Source organism: Ramlibacter alkalitolerans (genome assembly GCF_016722765.1).
GTDB classification, from domain to species: Bacteria; Pseudomonadota; Gammaproteobacteria; order Burkholderiales; family Burkholderiaceae_C; genus Ramlibacter; species Ramlibacter alkalitolerans.
In genome coordinates this window covers 92915-109062 of record NZ_JAEQND010000007.1, presented here as the reverse complement: position 1 = coordinate 109062, position 16148 = coordinate 92915, and the positions used below count along the sequence as shown (strand labels likewise).

The following is a 16148-nucleotide window of genomic DNA, read 5'->3' as shown; positions in this document are numbered from 1 at the left end:
TCAGCGCACGCCGATCCAGTCGCAGCGCAGGCGGCGCGCCCGGTGCGCGCGAGCCCGCCAGGTGACGTACATGGTGGGTGCCGACATGGCCACGGCCAGCAGCGGCGCGCTCCAGAGCGCGTCGAAGGTGAAGGCCGGGATCCAGCCGACCCAACCGACCATCCAGAGCGTCAGCATCACGTCCCAGATGTGGTACTCGACCGGATGGTCCTTCGCGTTGGCGACATGCCATCGCTTGATGCGCTGCAGTGCGTCCAGGTCCATTTTGAAGCTCTCCCGCTGCGCCACCGCTGCGGCGGGGCTCGAGGACCAGTGTAAGTTCCGCGTCAGGACGGTCAAGGCACCGGTTGGCGGGTTCGCCTGTCAGCCGACGTCCGGCGCGGGTCGTGCATCCTGGAACAGGTCGGGCGTATGTTCGGCCACGCGCGGGGAGCTTTCGTCCGACCCGGAAGGTGGCGCCGGCGTGGCAAGCGCTTCGGCCCGCGCCAGCTTGCCGACCCGCACCCCCAGCAGTCGAAGGCGCTGGCGCAGGTCGACCCGTTTGAGGCACTGGCCGGCCGTGCGGCGGATCAGGGCCGCATCGGCCGTGTAGTGCTCCAGCGTGTGGTCGCGGGTGGCGGTGCGGAAATCGTCGTAGCGCAGCTTGATGCCGATCGTCTTGCCCACGTAGCCCTTGCGCTGGAGGTCGTCGGCCACGCGGGTGCACAGGTCGGTGAAGATGGCGCCCAGTTCGGCGCGGTCGCGCACGGCGTGGAGGTCGCGCTCGAAGGTGGTTTCCCGGCTCATGGAGACCGGCTCGCTTTCGGTGACCACCGGCCGGTCGTCGCGGCCCCAGGCGGCGTCGTGCATCCAGGCGCCGTAGGCAGCGCCGAAGTTGTCGACCAGCCACTCGCGCGGCTGCGCGGCCAGTTCGCCGATGGTGTGGACGTGCAGGCCGGCGAGCTTTTCGCCCGACTTGGGGCCGATGCCGTTGATCTTGCGCACCGGCAGCGGCCAGATCCTGCTGGCGAGATCTTCCTCGAACACGACCGAAATGCCGTTCGGCTTGTCGAATTCGCTGGCCATCTTGGCGATCAGCTTGTTGGGCGCGACGCCGATCGAGCAGGTCAGGCCGGTCGCCTCGAAGATCGACTTCTGGATCAGGCGCGCCAGCACCCGGCCGCCTTCGCGCTGCCCGCCGGGCACCTCGGTGAAGTCGATGAACACCTCGTCGATCCCGCGGTCCTCCATCACCGGCGCGATCTCCCGGATCACCGCCTTGAAGGTGCGCGAAAAACGGCGCACCTCGTCGAAGTCCACCGGCAGCACGATGGCCTGCGGGCACAGGCGCGTCGCCTTCATCATGCCCATCGCCGAGCCGACGCCGAACTGGCGGGCCGGATAGGTGGCCGTGGTGATCACGCCGCGGCCGACGTAGTCGCGCAGCAGCGGGAAGGCTTCCACGGGGATCCTGGACAGCGGCCGGTCGGCGTAGCGTTGCAGCAGCGCGTCATCCGCGCCCCGCCGGCCGCCGCCGATCACCACCGGCAGGCCCTTCAACTGGGGGTACCGCAACAGCTCCACGGAGGCGAAGAACGCGTCCATGTCGAGGTGGGCGATGCGGCGGCGGGCGGTCACCCCCGCATTGTCCACGGCCGGAGATCTGGACCTTTCTGCTTACGCGCTTGACGTAACACAAACCGTTCTCGTTCCCTTGTCCGGATGATCCGCCCATGGATCCCTGGGACCAAGCACACGGCGCCGCGAGTGCCGAAGGGCCGGTGGCGCGCATCATGTACGCCAGCCAGGCCGCGATCCGCCACTCCGTGTACCAGGAGATGGAGCGGATCCGCGCCAGCGCCGTGAAGCACAACGAGCCGGCCGGCATCGCCACCGCGCTGCTGCACCAGTCCGGCTGGTTCGTGCAATGGAAGGAAGGTCCCGCGCCGGCCCTGCAGAAGATCATGGACCGCGTCGCCGGCGACGTCCGCCACTTCGACCTGCGCGTGGTGCACCGCAGCCGCGGCCCGCGCCTGCTGTCCGGCCCCTGGTCCATGGCCATCGTGCAGTGCGGGGAAACGCCCGCCGACATGGAAATGCGGGTGCAGCAACTGAAGCACCAGGTCGACGAAGGACTGCAGTTTTCCCCGGCCGCCGTCTGGCGCCGGCTCTCGACCCCGATGAAGCATCCCGGCGCGACGCGCCAGCAGGACCCCGACGCGTTCCAGCGCGTGCTGGTCTGCGGCGCCTCGGGCATGGGCTCGTTCGACCTGGTGGCCTGGCTGGGCGAGGAGCACCAGGTCGACGTGGTGCACCGCCGCTTCGCGGGCGCCGTCGAACGCGATGTCGGCACCGACTACGTCGACTTCGAGCAGGAAGGCCGGGTGTGGCGCGTGATCGCCATGGCGCGCCACGGCCTGCACCTGCCGCTCACGCGCGCCTTCATCCCCGACTACTCGCACTTCGTGCTGCTGCTGTCGATCGACCAGGAGCGCAACGAGCAGCTGCTGCAGCGCGTGCTGCGCGCCTACGAATTCCTGCCGCATCCGCCGGCGCTGATCGGCGTGGTGAGCCGCCCCGAGATGCATGCGCTGCCGGCGGCCCTGGCGCGCCGCCACGGCATTCCTTATCTGCGGGCGCTGGCGGATTCGCGCGACCCGCAGGCCAGCTGGGCGGAGGTGCAGCCGCTGCTGATGCACTGGCAGCAGGCGGCCAACAGCTCGCTCATGTCCGGCACCGGCGGGATGCGGATCGGTCAGTAGTTCGGCGGCAGCAGGATGCTGCGGTCGACCTCGCGGATGTCGGTGCGGCCGCAGAAGGCCATCGACAGGTCCAGCTCGTTGCGGATGATGGCCAGCGCCTTCTCCACGCCCTCCTGCCCCATCGCGCCCAAGCCATAGAGCATCGCGCGGCCGATGTAGGTGCCGCGTGCGCCCAGGGCCAGCGCCTTGAGCACATGCTGGCCGGAACGGATGCCGCCGTCCATGTGCACCTCGATGCGGCCGCCCACCGCGTCCACGATGTGGGGCAGGGCGGCGATCGACGAGGGCGCGCCATCGAGCTGGCGGCCGCCGTGGTTGGAGACGATGACCGCGTCGGCGCCGGAGTCGACGGCCAGGCGCGCATCCTCCTCGTCCTGCACGCCCTTGAGGATCAGCTTGCCGCCCCAGCGCTTCTTGATCCACTCCACGTCGTTCCACGACAGGCGCGGGTCGAACTGCTTGGCGGTCCACTCCGACAGCGAGCCCATGTCGCCCACGCCCTTGACGTGGCCGACGATGTTGCCGAACTGGCGCCGCTTCGTGCCCAGCATGCCCAGGCACCAGCGCGGCTTGGTCATCATGTTCAGGACATTGGGAACGGTCAGCTTGGGCGGAGCCGACAGGCCGTTCTTCAGGTCCTTGTGGCGCTGGCCGAGGATCTGCAGGTCCAGCGTGACCACCAGGGCGGAGCAGCCGGCTGCCTTGGCGCGATCGATCAGGTTCTCGATGAAGGCGCGGTCGCGCATCACGTACAGCTGGAACCAGAACGGGTGGCGATCGGTGCCTTCGGCGATGTCCTCGATCGAGCAGATGCTCATGGTGGACAGCGTGAACGGGATGCCGAACTTCTTCGCCGCGCGCGCCGCGAGGATCTCGCCGTCGGCATGCTGCATGCCGGTCAGCCCCGTCGGCGCGATCGCCACGGGCATCGCCACGTCCTGGCCGACCATCGTCGTGCGGGTGCTGCGGCCCTCCATGTTCACGGCCACCCGCTGGCGCAGCAGGATGCGGTCGAAATCCGCTTCGTTGGCGCGGTAGGTGCTCTCGGTCCACGAGCCGGAGTCGGCGTAGTCGTAGAACATGCGCGGCACCCGCCGCTGCGCGAGGACCCGCAGGTCCTCGATGTTGGTGATGACTGGCAAATCGGTCTCCTCCTCGGCGGACGGGCGCCATCGTAGCGGCTCGCCGCCGCGCTTCGCTGTTGCGTTGAAACAACCCCTGCCGCCGCCGGTCGCGCATCGCTGACCGCCTGGAACGCGCCTGCCTGTGTTTGCCAACAGTGTAGGTCGATCACTTAATCAAACTGACGTGAAATCACCCCCAAGGTAGAGGTGAACGTAAATTCCCGCCGAATTCAGCTTGCAATTGACACATGTCGTTACGTTCTCGTATCGTTCGCCTCCGCCGTGTGCCCGTCGCCCCTGCTCGCCGACTGTCCTTCATCGCAAATCCGGAGACCATCCTGTGACAAGCCATCGATCCACCCTCCGCGCGGCCTTGGTCGCGGGAGCCCTTGCGGCGCTCGGCTGCGCCGCCTGGGCGCAACCCAGCGTGCAGAGCCAGCTCGTCGCCGAGAAACTGGTTGCCGCGCCCTCCGGACAGCTTTCGAGGACGAAGGCGGACAGCGTCAAGCCTGGCGACCTGGTCGCGTACACCGCGACCTACCGCAACACCGGCAAGACCGCGGCCGACAAGCTCGCCGCCACGATCCCGATCCCCGCCGGCACGACCTTCGTCGAGGCCAGCACCGATCCCGCCGGCGCGCAGGCGTCGACCGATGGCGCGCGCTTCGCCGCCATGCCCTTGATGCGCACCGTGCGCCAGGCCGACGGCAGCACCCGCCAGGAGCCGGTGCCGCTGGCCGATTACCGCTTCGTGCGCTGGGACCTCGGCGCGCTGCCCGCCTCGGGCCAGCGTGCCGTCGCCCTGCGTGTTCGCATCGACGCTGCCGCGGAGACCGCGGCCGCCAAGCCCTGAACGGCAGGCACCCGCCAAACCGATTCCAACGATTCCCAGGAGAAACAAGACCATGCATGCTGTGCCTCTCAGCCCACCGCGCCCGGCGCCGTGGGCCCCGTTCATGCGCTGGATGGCGGTCGCCGTCCTGATGCTGCTGACGCTGTGGCTCGCGCCCACGCCAGCCCGCGCCGCCGCCCCGACGGCCGGCGTGTCGATCAGCAACCAGGCGTCCGCCACGTACTCGGACGGCTCCGGCGTTTCGCGCACCGTGAGCTCCAACGTGGTGCAGACGACGGTCACGCAGGTGTACAGCCTGCTGCTCGCCACTGACGGCGTGCAGACCGCCACCCCGGGCAGCGTCGTGTACTACCCGCACACCCTGACCAACACCGGCAACGGCAGCGACAAGTTCAGGCTGACCACGTCGCAGACGAACAGCCCCGCCATGTCGGCGATCGAGATCTATGCGGACAACGGCAGCGGCGCGCCCACCGGTGCACCGATCACGTCGACGCAGGACATCACCGTGGCCGCCGGTGCGACCTTCAAGTTCATCGTGCGCGGCACCGTGCCGACGACCGCGACGGCCGGCAACACCAACACGATCACCGTGACGGCGACCAGCCAGGGTGACACGGGCAAGACGGGCAGCAACACCGACACCACGACGGTGACCGGCAACGCCGTCATGCAGTTGACCAAGTCGATCAGCGTCTCCAGCGGCCCGGCCGGTACGAACAACATCCAGTACACGCTGACCTATACGAACAACGGCAACAGCGACGCCAGCACGGTCGTCATCACCGACATCCTGCCGTCCGGCATGTCGATGAATGGCGGCTCCGGCCTGTGGAGCGGCACGGGCACGACGGCCCTGACGGAAAACGTCACCGCCACCAGCGGCACCCAGACCCTGAAGTACACCTACGACGTGGCGAACCGGAAGTTCGTCGCCACCATCAACAAGGTGACGGTGGGCCAGTCCGGCCAGGTGAAGTTCACGGTGACGGTCGCCAGCGGCACCGCCCCCGGCGTCCTGAACAACACGGCGAGCGTGGACTACGCCACCGGCGGTACCCCGGCGTCGGCGACGTCCACGTCGAACAGCGTGGCGTTCACGGTGACCCAGACGGCGGACGTGTCCGTCGGCGACGCCACCTTCGCGCCCAGCCCCGCCCCTGCCGGCACGACGGTGACCACCACCAACGTGGTGACCAACAAGGGCAACGGCAGCGACACCTTCAACATCACGCTGTCGGGCAGCAACTTCCCGGCCGGCACGTCCTTCCAGCTGTTCAAGAGCGACGGCACGACGCCGCTGGTGGACACCAACAACGACGGCATCATCGACACCGGCCCGGTGAACGGCAACAACGGCACGTACAACGTGGTCGTGCGCGCCACGCTGCCGCCGAACGCCACCGGCACGTCGCTGCAGGTCAACGTGGTCGCCACGTCCACCCTGAACACGGGTGTGAGCGCCATGGGCAAGGACACCCTGGGCCAGATCACTGCTGCGTCCGTCGACCTCACCAACGATGCGGTCACCGGAAGCGGCGTGAAGGGCGCCGGCGTCAGCGACGCGACCGGCGGTGCCGTGCAGGTGAGCAAGGCCGCGGATCCGGGCACGACGGTGGTGTTCACCCTCGTCGCCAACAACACCGGCCTCGCGCCCGACACCTACAACTTCAGCGTCGGCACCACCGTCGGCGGTACCACGCTGCCTGCCGGCTGGACGGTCGAATTCCGCACCGCGGTGAGCAACAGCTGCAGCAGCACGGGCACGACCGTGACCAACACCGGCACGATCCTGGCCGGCGGCAATGCCTTCTTCTGCGCGGTGGTGTCCGTTCCGACCGGGTTCGCTCCCGGCGCGAAGGGCCTGTTCTTCCGCCTGCTGTCTCCCGCCTCGGGCGCCGCCGACGTGCTGCAGGACGAAGTGGTGGTCAACACCGTCCGCTCCGTCGCGCTGACGCCGAACGGAACGGGCCAGACCTACCCCGGCGGCTCCTACGTCTACGTCCACACGCTGACCAACAACGGCAACGTCGACGAAGGCGGCGCGCTGAGTTCGCTGACGCCCGACGTTCCCGCCACGGGTGGCTGGTCGTCCACGCTGTACGTGGACATGAACGGCAACGGCGCGCTGGATGCGAACGACACCATCGTGACCGGTCCGTTCAACCTCACGCTGGCCAAGGGTGCATCGATCACCGTCCTGCACCGTGTCATCGCGCCCAGCGGCGCGGTCCCGGGCAGCGTCTACGGCGCCACCATCACGGTGACGACGTCGAAGGGCACCTACACGGTTGCGGCACCGGCGGCCACCGTGGCCACCGACAGCACCACGGTGATCGCCGGCAACCTGACGCTCGTCAAGGAGCAGGCGCTCGACACGAACTGCGACGGCACGCCCGAGTTCGTCGCGCCGATCACCACCTGGACGCAGGCCACCCTGTCGGCCAAGCCGGACCAGTGCGTCCTGTACCGGGTGACGGTGACCAACGTGGGCGCCGCGGACGCGACCAACGTGGTGGTGTCCGACGCCACGCCGACCTTCACCAAGATCAGCACGGTCCCCAGCATCGCCTCGGGCCATGCCGACAGCAGGATCGTCGCCCCGCCGCTGGCGGTGGGAGCCACTGGCTCGATCAAGGCGCACATCGGCATGAACGCGAGCGACACCACCGGCGGCATCCTGCCGGCGGGCCAATCGGCGGTGATCACGTTCGGGGTGCGCATCGACAAGTGACCCCCGGGTAGGCAAGGGGAGGGGCCGAAGGCCCTTCCCCGCTTTCCCCAGGCCATCGCGGTGGCCTGCGGAAAGCTCTGCGACCCACCAGAGCAGGTACCCCCCTTCACCCCATGTCCCGTGGCTGGCTGCGCAATCTCCTCACCTGCTGGCTGCTGCTCCTGTACTGGGCCGCGGTCCAGGCCGGTGCGCCCGCGGCCGGGACGGTGATCCGCAACACGGCGCTCGCCTCCTTCGTCGACACCACCAGCGGCAATTCGGTCCGCCTCAGCTCGAACACCGTGGACACGGTGGTGCTTCCGCTCGAAGCCGTCACGCTCACGGCCGACCAGGCCCTCACGCTGGCCTCCGGCACGCCCTTCACGGCCGGCCACGTGCTCACCAATACCGGCAACGTGGCCGCGAAGTACCGCGTGGCCACCAGCGTGCAGGCGGGAAGCGCCTTCGTTCCCTCCGACGTTCAGGTCGTGCAGGACGTGAACCGCAACGCGCGCGTCGACGCGGGTGAGCCGCAGGTCGGGCCGGCGGGCATCGACCTGGAACCGGGCGCGACCGCCTACCTGCTGGTGACGGGCCTGGTGCCGGCGAGTGCCGGCGTCGGCCAGGCCGCGATGCTGGTGGTGGAGGCGATCACCGCCAAGGACGGCGCCCGGGCCCGCAACGTCGACACCCTCACCGCCACCAGCGGCGCGGCCCTGCAGGTGACGCTGGCCGCGTCCGTGGCCTCGACCCGCCCCGGCGACACGGTCGAATGGCTCGTCTCGGCCAGCAACACCGGCAACGCGGACGTCGGCCCGGTTGCGCTGACCGTCGATGGCGCCGAAGCGTCGCTGTGGCGGTTCCGCATGGCGATCCCGGTGAACACCACCTTCTCCAGCGCGCGGGCCGGCAGCCCCGCGGAGGCGCGCCTGCTGTACCACGTCGTCGGCGCGGCGATCGACAGCTACGTCAGCGCGCCGCCCGCGGCGGCCGCAGTGGACGCGGTGGCCTGGGCGCTGCCCGTGCTCGCGCCTGGGCGCGCGGCGCAGGGACGCTTCAGCGTGACGGTGCACGAGAATGCCGCCGGCACCCTGACCGGCGTGGCGCAGGCGGACTGGAGCGACCGGGGCACGCGCAAGCTGGCCGGCAGCAATACCGTACTGCTCGGGTTGCCGACGCGCGCGCCTGGCATCCGGTTCTTCGCGAGCGACCAGTACAGCGCCGCCGCCGTGCAGACCACCGCCGGTCGGCCGCTGTACGTGCAGGTCGACGCGGCGATGTGCAACACGGAATCGCTGCGGCCGGAAACGGTGCCGGTGAACGTGGTCAGCCAGCTGAGCGGCGACACCGAGGTCTTCATGGCGGTGGAGACGGGCGCGAACACGGGCCTGTTCCGCATCCTGCCCGACGTGCCGACGGCCAACGCCGCGCTGCACGTCGTGGCCACCGGCAACGGCGTGCTGGAGGTGCTGCGCAACGACATCGTGACCGCCAGCATCACGGCCTGCGGCGGCGTGTCCGTGCGGGCGACCACCGACCTGCTGGTCGACCCGAGCGGCGTGGTGTTCGACAGCCGCAGCAACCTGCCGCTGGCCGGCGCCACCGTGGAACTGATCGACGTGGCGGGCGCCGGCAACGGCGGCCAGCCCGGCGGGCCGGCCAGGGTGCTGGCGGAGGACGGCGTGTCCGCTGCGCCTTCGAAGATGGTGACCGGCGCCGACGGGGTGTTCTCCTTTCCCCTCCTGCAACCCAGCACGTACCGCCTGAAGGTGACGCCGGCGCGCGGCTTCACCTTCCCGTCGGCGCTGCCGCAGGTCCTGCAGCCGGCGGGCCGCATCATCAACAGCGCCGGCTCCTACGGCCGCGACTTCCGCCTCGACAGCCGCCCGGTGCGCTTCGACGTCCCGCTCGACACCGGAGACAGCGGCGGTCTCGTGGTGGAAAAGCGCGCCAGCAAGACGGTCGCCGAAGTCGGCGGCTTCGTCGATTACACGGTGCGCGTGGCCAACGTGCTGCAGGTGCCGCTGCCGCGGGTGGAAGTGCTGGACGCTCTGCCCGCCGGCTTCACGTATGTGCCGGGCAGCGCGCGGCTGGACGGTGCGCCGCTGGCCGACCCGCAAGCCGTCGCCGGCGGGCGCCAGCGCTTTGCCGTGGGCACCATCGGCCAGGGGAAGACCGTCGCCCTGCATTACCGGGTGCGCATCGGCGCCGGCAGCCTGGGTGGCTCCGGCATCAACACCGCCGAAGCGAGCGGCAGCGGCATCTCCTCCAACCGCGCCAGCGTCAAGGTGCAGGTGGTGGGCGGCGTGTTCGCCGACGACGCCTACGTGATCGGCAAGGTCTACGCCGACTGCAACCGCAACCGCCTGCAGGATGCCGGCGAGCCGGGCATCCCCGGCGTGCGGATCTACCTGGACGACGGCACTTACACCGTGACCGACGAGGAGGGCAAGTACAGCGTCTACGGCCTCGTGCCGCGCACCCACGTGGCCAAGGTGGACCGCACGACGCTGCCCGCGGGTACCAGGCTCGAAGTGCTCGACCAGCGCAATGGCGGCGATGCCGGAAGCCGCTTCGTCGACCTCACCCGCGGCGAACTGCACAAGGCGGACTTCGTGGTGTCGGGCTGCGGCCCGGCGCTGGACGCCCAGCTCACCGCGCGCCGCGCAGGCCTGAACCGGCCTTCGGAGATCACGCAGGCGGCATCGATGCTGCTGTCCACGACGCCGCCGTCCGCCGTCGACGCCCGCACCCTGCCGGCCAGCGGCACCCTGGGTCTCCCCGGTGCGGCGCCCGGCAGCCCGTCCCCGCGCAGCCCGCTCGGCGCCGTCGGCGACGCCGGCGGCTCGCAGGCGGCCGCTCTGCAAGGCACGCAGGCCCCCTTGTACGTGCAGCCGCCGCCCGCCGGGTCCGCAGCGGAGCCGCCGGCCGACGCGGCGCCCGCGCCGGCGCCGGCACAGGAGCCGCCGCTGGAGGAACTGCTGCCGCAACTCTCGCCCGAGGTCGCCGTCGTCAACCTGCGCGACGGCCAGGTCCTGCCCGCGGCCCAGACGCGGGTGCGCGTGAAGGGCCCGCTGGGCGCCACCTTCGAGCTGACCGTCAACGGCGTGGCGGTGCCCAGCCGGCAGGTCGGCAAGCGCAGCAGCCTGGAGCAGTCCGGCGTCACGGCATGGGAGTACATCGGGGTGGACTTGCGGCCGGGGCGCAACACCGTGGCCGTGGCGGTGCTCGATCCGTTCGGCAACGTGCGCGGGCGCTCGGAGCTCACCGTCCTGGCGCCAGGGCGGCTCGCGACCGTGCGGGTCGCGCTGCCGGCCAGCATCGTCGCCGACGCCGCCAGCGCGGTGCCGGTGGAACTCGCGCTGGAGGATGCGGACGGCGTTCCCGTGGTGGCGCGCACCCGCGTGACGCTGCACGCGAGTACGGGCCAGTGGCAGGTGACCGATGCCGACCCGGCGCAGCCCGGCATGCAGGTGTTCGTGGAGGGCGGTTCCGGCCGCTTCCTGCTGCTGCCGCCGGCGCAGCCGGGGCCGCTGGAGGTGACGGCCGACGTCGGGCTGGCCAAGGGCCGTGCCCAGGCCGAACTCGTGCCCAATCTGCGGCCGCTGATTGCCGCGGGCATCATCGAAGGCGCGATCAACCTGCGCAACCTGAGCCCCGCGGCGCTGCACCCGGCGCAAGGCGGGGACGTGTTCGAGCGCCAGATCCAGAGCCTGTCGCGCAGCTTCGACGGCGGCAGGAACGACGCCGGCGCCCGCGCCAGCCTGTTCCTCAAGGGCAAGGTCCTCGGATCCAGCCTCCTGACGCTGGCCTACGACTCGGACAAGCCCGACACGCGCCTGCTGCGCGACATCCAGCCGGATCGCTTCTATCCGGTGTACGGCGACTCCTCGGTGCGCGGCTTCGAGGCCCAGTCCAGCGGGCGCCTCTACGTGCTGCTGCAGAACGGCAGCAACTACGCCCTGGCCGGCGACTTCGCCACGCAGAGCGACAACCCCGCGCGCCAGCTCACGCAGTACGCCCGCGCGCTGCATGGCGTGAAGGGCCACTGGAGCAACGGCACCGTCACCGCGGAGGCCTTCGCCAGCCGCACCGCCGCCACCCAGGTGGTGCAGGAATTCCGCGCCAACGGCACCTCGGGACCCCTGCGCCTCGATGCCAACGCGGTGGCCAACAGCGAGCAGGTCCGCATCGTCACCCGCAGCCGCGACCAGCTCTCGCGCATCCTGAAAGAGACGCCACTGGAGCGCTTCACGGACTACTCCATCGACGCGCTCGGCGGGCTGCTGCTGCTGAAGGACCCGGTGCCGAGCGTCGATGCGGACCTCAACCCGGTGTTCGTGCGCGTGGGCTACGACGTCGACAACGGCGGCCCGCAGCACGCGGTGGAGGGTGCGGAGGTGCGCGTCCAGGTGCTCCCGGGCGTGACGGCCGGCGCGCTCGCCGTGCGCGACCAGGACCCGGCCAACCGGCAGCAGCTGCACGGCCTGACGCTGGAGGCGCGGCTGCGCGAGAAGACGGTGCTGACGGCGGAAGCCGCCCACAGCCGCACCGACCTGCAAGGCGAAGGCAGCGCGCAGCGGATCGAGCTGCGCCACGAGCAGGGAGGCCTGCAGGCCCACGCCTGGGCCTCGCGCAGCGATGAAGGATTCTTCAACCCGGGCAGCCCGCAGTCGGCTGGCCAGGCGCAGTACGGCGCCAAGGCGGCCTACACCATCGACGAGCGCAACCGCATCGTCGGCGAGGCCCTGCGCACCACCACCGGTGCCACGGGCGCCGAGCAGACCGGCGCCGAGCTGCGCCTGGAACACAGCCTGGGAGGCAACGCCAAGCTGGAGGTCGGCCTGCGCCACAGCAGCAGCAACGCGCAGGCGGCGGCCACCGGCCCGGCGCTGCCCGGCACCAGCAGCCCCGTCATCGAGCCCGTGGTCCCGCCCGCCGCCGGTGCGTCCACCGAACCATCCGGCTACACCAGCGCGCGGCTGAAGCTGACCGCGCCGGTGCCGGGCCTGCCGCAGGCGGAAGTCTTCGGCCTGGCCGAATTCGCCATCGACGGCAGCGGCGGGCGCGAGATCGGCATCGGCGCCAATTACGCGCTGAACGCGAGCAGCAAGGCGTACCTGCGGCACGACTTCATCAACAGCCTCAATGGACCGTACACGCTCAGCACCGACTTCTCGCGCTATTCGACCGTGGCGGGGATCGACACGACGCTGCCCGACTCCACCCAGCTGTTCAACGAATACCGGGTCGGCGACGCGATCGACGGCCGCAGCAGCGAAGCGGCCGTCGGCCTGCGCCGCACCGTGCGCCTCGACAGCGGGCTGGGGATCAGCGGCGCCTTCCAGCGCATCAAGCACCTGGCCGGCCGCGCCGCGAGCGACGACTCCACCGCCCTGAGCGTTGGCGTCGACTACACGTCGGCGGCGCACTGGAAGGCCTCCGCCCAGGCCCAGTGGCAGACTTCCGCCACCTCGCGCAGCTGGCTGCTGACGGCGGCCTCGGTGCAGAAGCTCGGTGCGGAGTGGACCCTCCTGAACCGGGCGCTGTACCACACCGACGAAAAGACCGACGGCAGCGGCGAGCGGCGGCTGGTGACGGCGCAGGCAGGAGCCGCCTATCGGCCGGTGGACAGCGACAAGTGGAACGCGCTCGCCCGCGTCGAGTACCGCGACGACCGCGACAATACGCAGGCTGCCGATGCGCGGCGCGACGAATCCTCCCTGATCTTCTCCACCCACCTCAATGTGCAGCCGAATGCCGACTGGACGATGCGCGTCCGGCTGGCCGCCAAGCGCGCCCAGGACCGCAGCGAAGGCCTCGCCAGCACCTCGCACACGCGCCTGGCCGGTGTGCGCTCCACCTGGGACCTGGGCTCCCGCTGGGACGTCGGCGTGCAGGGCTACCGCCTCTGGGGCGATGGCGCCGCCGAAAGCGCGCTCGGTCTGGAACTGGGCTACATGGTGATGAACAACCTGTGGCTGTCGGTAGGCTACAACTTCCGGGGTTTCAACGCCGCGGACCTGGCCGGCGAAGGCTACACGCAGCGCGGTGCCTACCTGCGCCTGCGCTACAAGTTCGACGAGAACCTGCTGGGCGCCGAGCAGGGCGCACCCGACGCGCCGCCCGCCAGGAAGCCATGAGCCGCGCCCCGCTCTTCGTCCGCTGCGCCTGGCGCGCCTTCCTGCTCGTCGCGGTGGCCCTGCTGCTGGCCCTGGGCGGCCCGGGCAGGGTCCAGGCCCAGACCGTCAGCACCTGCAACCCCGCGTTGCAGGCGGGCACGGCGCCGTCCGACTACCGCGACTACTGCTGGCTGGACTTCTCGGGCTACAACGACGGCACTGCCCGCGGCGCAGGGCAGTCCTTCCGCTTCGACCTGCCGGATGGCACCCGCATCTCGCTGAAGGTCGTGGTCGACAGCCTCAGTGGCGTCGGCAACAACGAGACCGCCGTGACCGCGGTGGGCGTGCCGTCGTGGAGCGACTCGGCGTTCGGCAACAAGGCGTTCATGGGCATCCCCGGCCAGCCCGTTCTGTACAACGCGAAGAACGCCAGCTCCGCGCGCGTCAATCTGACCAACATCGTGGTCACGCCGCCCACCGGCGGCACGGCCAACTACTCCATCATCGTGGCCGACGGCGAATCCTCCAACGCCGGCGAGACGCTGGTGTTCAATACGAACGGCAACGACTGGACGCGGGTCGCCCAGATCCGCAACGGAACCAGCAACACCTTCCCCACGCAGAGCATCACCAACGGCGGCCAGACCGTGACCCTGACCGGCGTCAGCGGCACGGTGGGCAGCAACATCTACCGTTCCGACGGCAACCCGACGACCATCCGCGCCACCATCGACGGCGGCGGCCTGCAGGGCGTGATCATCGGCGTGCGCTATGCATCGATCTCGGTGGTGTCGCAGTTCAACGGCAGCCGCTCCAATCCCGCGGACCAGCTCGCGTATTCCCTGCGGACGGGAACGGGCACCACGCTCGTCTCGGGTGCCACCTCGGGGACCACGCTCACGGGCTTCGCCCCGGCGGTGATGCCCACGGTGGCTGCCAGCTACCCGTTCCAGGTGGTGCAGTCCATGGCCCCCGGCAGCATCGGCACGCTGGCCAGCTACACGACGTCGCTCACCTGCGTCAACGCCAATACCTCGTCGACCACCCCGCTGCCGGTGAACCAGGCGGTGAACACGTACACCTTCAGCAGCCTGAAGTACGGCGATTCGATCGCCTGCACCTTCACCAGCACGCCGATCCCCGGTTCCGTCGGCGGCACGGTCTACAGCGATGCCAACCGCAACGGCGCGCAGGACGCGGCCGAGAGCGGCACCGGCGTGTCGGGCCTGTACGTCAAGCTGGTGCCGAACCCGGCCGGAACGTGCACCGGCCCGGCGAAGCAGGTGGCCACGGTGACGGCGGCGACGGGCGCGTTCAACTTCCCCAGCGTGCCGGGGGGCGACTACTGCCTGGTGCTCGATACCAACAACACCCTGAGCGACATCACGCCGACCCTGCCCACCGGCTGGATCGGCATTCAGAACGGCAGCGGCTCCGTGCCGATCAGCGTCGCCGGCGGCACCAATCCCGAGCCGCCGCAGTACTTCGGCCTGTTCAACGGCTCGCGCCTCACCGGTTCGGTCTTTGCCGACCTCGGCACCGGCGGCGGCATCGCGAACGACGGTGCGCGGCAGGCGAGCGAAGCCGGCATCGCCGGCCTCACGGTGCGCGCCCTCTCCGGTGGCACGATGGTCGCGAGCGCCGTCACGGCGGGCGACGGCAGCTTCACGCTCTGGTTGCCCGCAGGCACGGGAACGCTGGCCATCGGCCCGGCGCAGGTGCCCGCCGGCCAGATCGCCAGCGGCGGCAGTGCCGGCACGACCGGCGGCACCTTCACGCGCCCGAACCTCGTGTTCACCCCGGTCGCGGGCCAGCAGTACACCGGCGTCGCCATCGGGTTCGTCGCGTCTCCGGAGTTCGCACCCAACGGCACGCAGTCCGCCTTGCCGGGCACGGCGGTGTTCTACCCGCATACTTTCGACGCCGGCAGCGGCGGCCAGGTGGCGTTCTCGGTGAGCGCCGCGGCGCAGCCGGCGATCTCGGGCTGGACCAGCATCATCTACCGCGACACGAACTGCAGTGCGACGCTGGAGAACACCGAGCCGGTGCTGTCGGCCGCCATCAGCGTCAATGCGGGCGACCAGGTGTGCCTGATCGTCAAGCAGTTCGTCCCGGCGGGCGCGCCCCTCGGTGCCCAGAACACGCTGACCGTCACCGCGCAGTTCACCTTCACCAACGCCACTCCCGCCCTCGCGGCAACGGTGACCGTCACCGACTTCACCACCGTCGGCGAACCGGTGGCGCTGGTGCTGCAGAAACGCGTGAGCAACGTGACGCGCGGCGGCGGGCTGGCGACCCACGTCAACGCGACTCCGGGGGACGTCCTGCTCTACACGCTGATCGCCCAGAACCAGGGCAGCAGCCCGGTCACCACGCTGGCGATCCACGACAGCACGGCGGCCTTCACCACCTTCGTGGACGCGGCCTGCCCGGGAGTGCTGCCGCCCGGGGTCACCGCCTGCAGCGTCAGCAGCCAGCCGGCGGCCGGAACGGCGGGCGGCGTGCGCTGGACCTTCACCGGCGCGCTGCCGGCCGGGGCGCAGCTCTCCGTCACCTACCAGGTCCGGCTGGACCAGTGAGCGGCGGCGGACCGCT

8 protein-coding genes are annotated in these 16148 nt (G+C 70.5%); 5 read left to right on the top strand and 3 right to left on the bottom strand.

From position 1 onward, the window contains the following. The gene (locus JI746_RS13500; RefSeq protein WP_201690137.1) at nucleotides 1-264 is read right to left on the bottom strand and encodes a hypothetical protein; all 264 of its coding nucleotides are present in this window, start codon (nucleotides 262-264) and stop codon (nucleotides 1-3) included. Between the two features lie 99 nt (nucleotides 265-363). Further along, on the bottom strand, nucleotides 364-1584 hold the full coding sequence (locus JI746_RS13495; protein ID WP_201690445.1) for a Y-family DNA polymerase: 1221 nt from the start codon (nucleotides 1582-1584) through the stop codon (nucleotides 364-366). Between the two features lie 128 nt (nucleotides 1585-1712). On the opposite strand from JI746_RS13495, the gene JI746_RS13490 reads away from it, so the two are divergent. Beyond that, nucleotides 1713-2741, top strand: coding sequence for a BLUF domain-containing protein (locus tag JI746_RS13490; RefSeq protein ID WP_201690136.1), 1029 nt, complete (start codon nucleotides 1713-1715; stop codon nucleotides 2739-2741). On the opposite strand, the gene JI746_RS13485 is transcribed toward JI746_RS13490, so the two are convergent. Beyond that, nucleotides 2735-3883, bottom strand: a complete 1149-nt coding sequence (locus tag JI746_RS13485; RefSeq protein ID WP_201690134.1) for an alpha-hydroxy acid oxidase — start codon at nucleotides 3881-3883, stop codon at nucleotides 2735-2737. The genes JI746_RS13490 and JI746_RS13485 overlap by 7 nt on opposite strands. Nucleotides 3884-4238: 355 nt before the next feature. Between JI746_RS13485 and JI746_RS13480 the strand changes: the two genes are divergently transcribed. The 4 genes from JI746_RS13480 to JI746_RS13465 all read left to right on the top strand — a co-directional run bounded on the left by JI746_RS13480 (nucleotide 4239) and on the right by JI746_RS13465 (nucleotide 16132). After that, nucleotides 4239-4718, top strand: coding sequence for a DUF11 domain-containing protein (locus JI746_RS13480; RefSeq protein ID WP_201690133.1), 480 nt, complete (start codon nucleotides 4239-4241; stop codon nucleotides 4716-4718). 52 nt (nucleotides 4719-4770) lie between these two features. After that, nucleotides 4771-7452 carry a beta strand repeat-containing protein gene (locus JI746_RS13475; RefSeq protein WP_236599823.1) on the top strand — a complete coding sequence of 894 codons (2682 nt, stop codon included), beginning with the start codon at nucleotides 4771-4773 and terminating at the stop codon, nucleotides 7450-7452. A gap of 113 nt (nucleotides 7453-7565) precedes the next feature. Then, nucleotides 7566-13574, top strand: coding sequence for an SdrD B-like domain-containing protein (locus JI746_RS13470; RefSeq protein WP_201690131.1), 6009 nt, complete (start codon nucleotides 7566-7568; stop codon nucleotides 13572-13574). Then, a complete protein-coding gene (locus JI746_RS13465) occupies nucleotides 13571-16132 on the top strand; it encodes a CshA/CshB family fibrillar adhesin-related protein (protein ID WP_201690130.1) in 2562 nt (853 codons plus the stop codon). The genes JI746_RS13470 and JI746_RS13465 overlap by 4 nt, the downstream gene beginning before the upstream one ends. The last annotated feature ends 16 nt before the right edge of the window (nucleotides 16133-16148 follow it).

Excerpts from the sequence above, each read along its gene's own strand:
- JI746_RS13475 (WP_236599823.1), top strand. The coding sequence starts at position 4,771 with ATGCATGCTGTGCCTCTCAGCCCACCGCGCCCGGCGCCGTGGGCCCCG.
- JI746_RS13470 (WP_201690131.1), top strand. The coding sequence starts at position 7,566 with ATGTCCCGTGGCTGGCTGCGCAATCTCCTCACCTGCTGGCTGCTGCTC.
- JI746_RS13500 (WP_201690137.1), bottom strand. The coding sequence starts at position 264 with ATGGACCTGGACGCACTGCAGCGCATCAAGCGATGGCATGTCGCCAAC.
- JI746_RS13465 (WP_201690130.1), top strand. The coding sequence starts at position 13,571 with ATGAGCCGCGCCCCGCTCTTCGTCCGCTGCGCCTGGCGCGCCTTCCTG.
- JI746_RS13495 (WP_201690445.1), bottom strand. The coding sequence starts at position 1,584 with ATGGACGCGTTCTTCGCCTCCGTGGAGCTGTTGCGGTACCCCCAGTTG.
- JI746_RS13490 (WP_201690136.1), top strand. The coding sequence starts at position 1,713 with ATGGATCCCTGGGACCAAGCACACGGCGCCGCGAGTGCCGAAGGGCCG.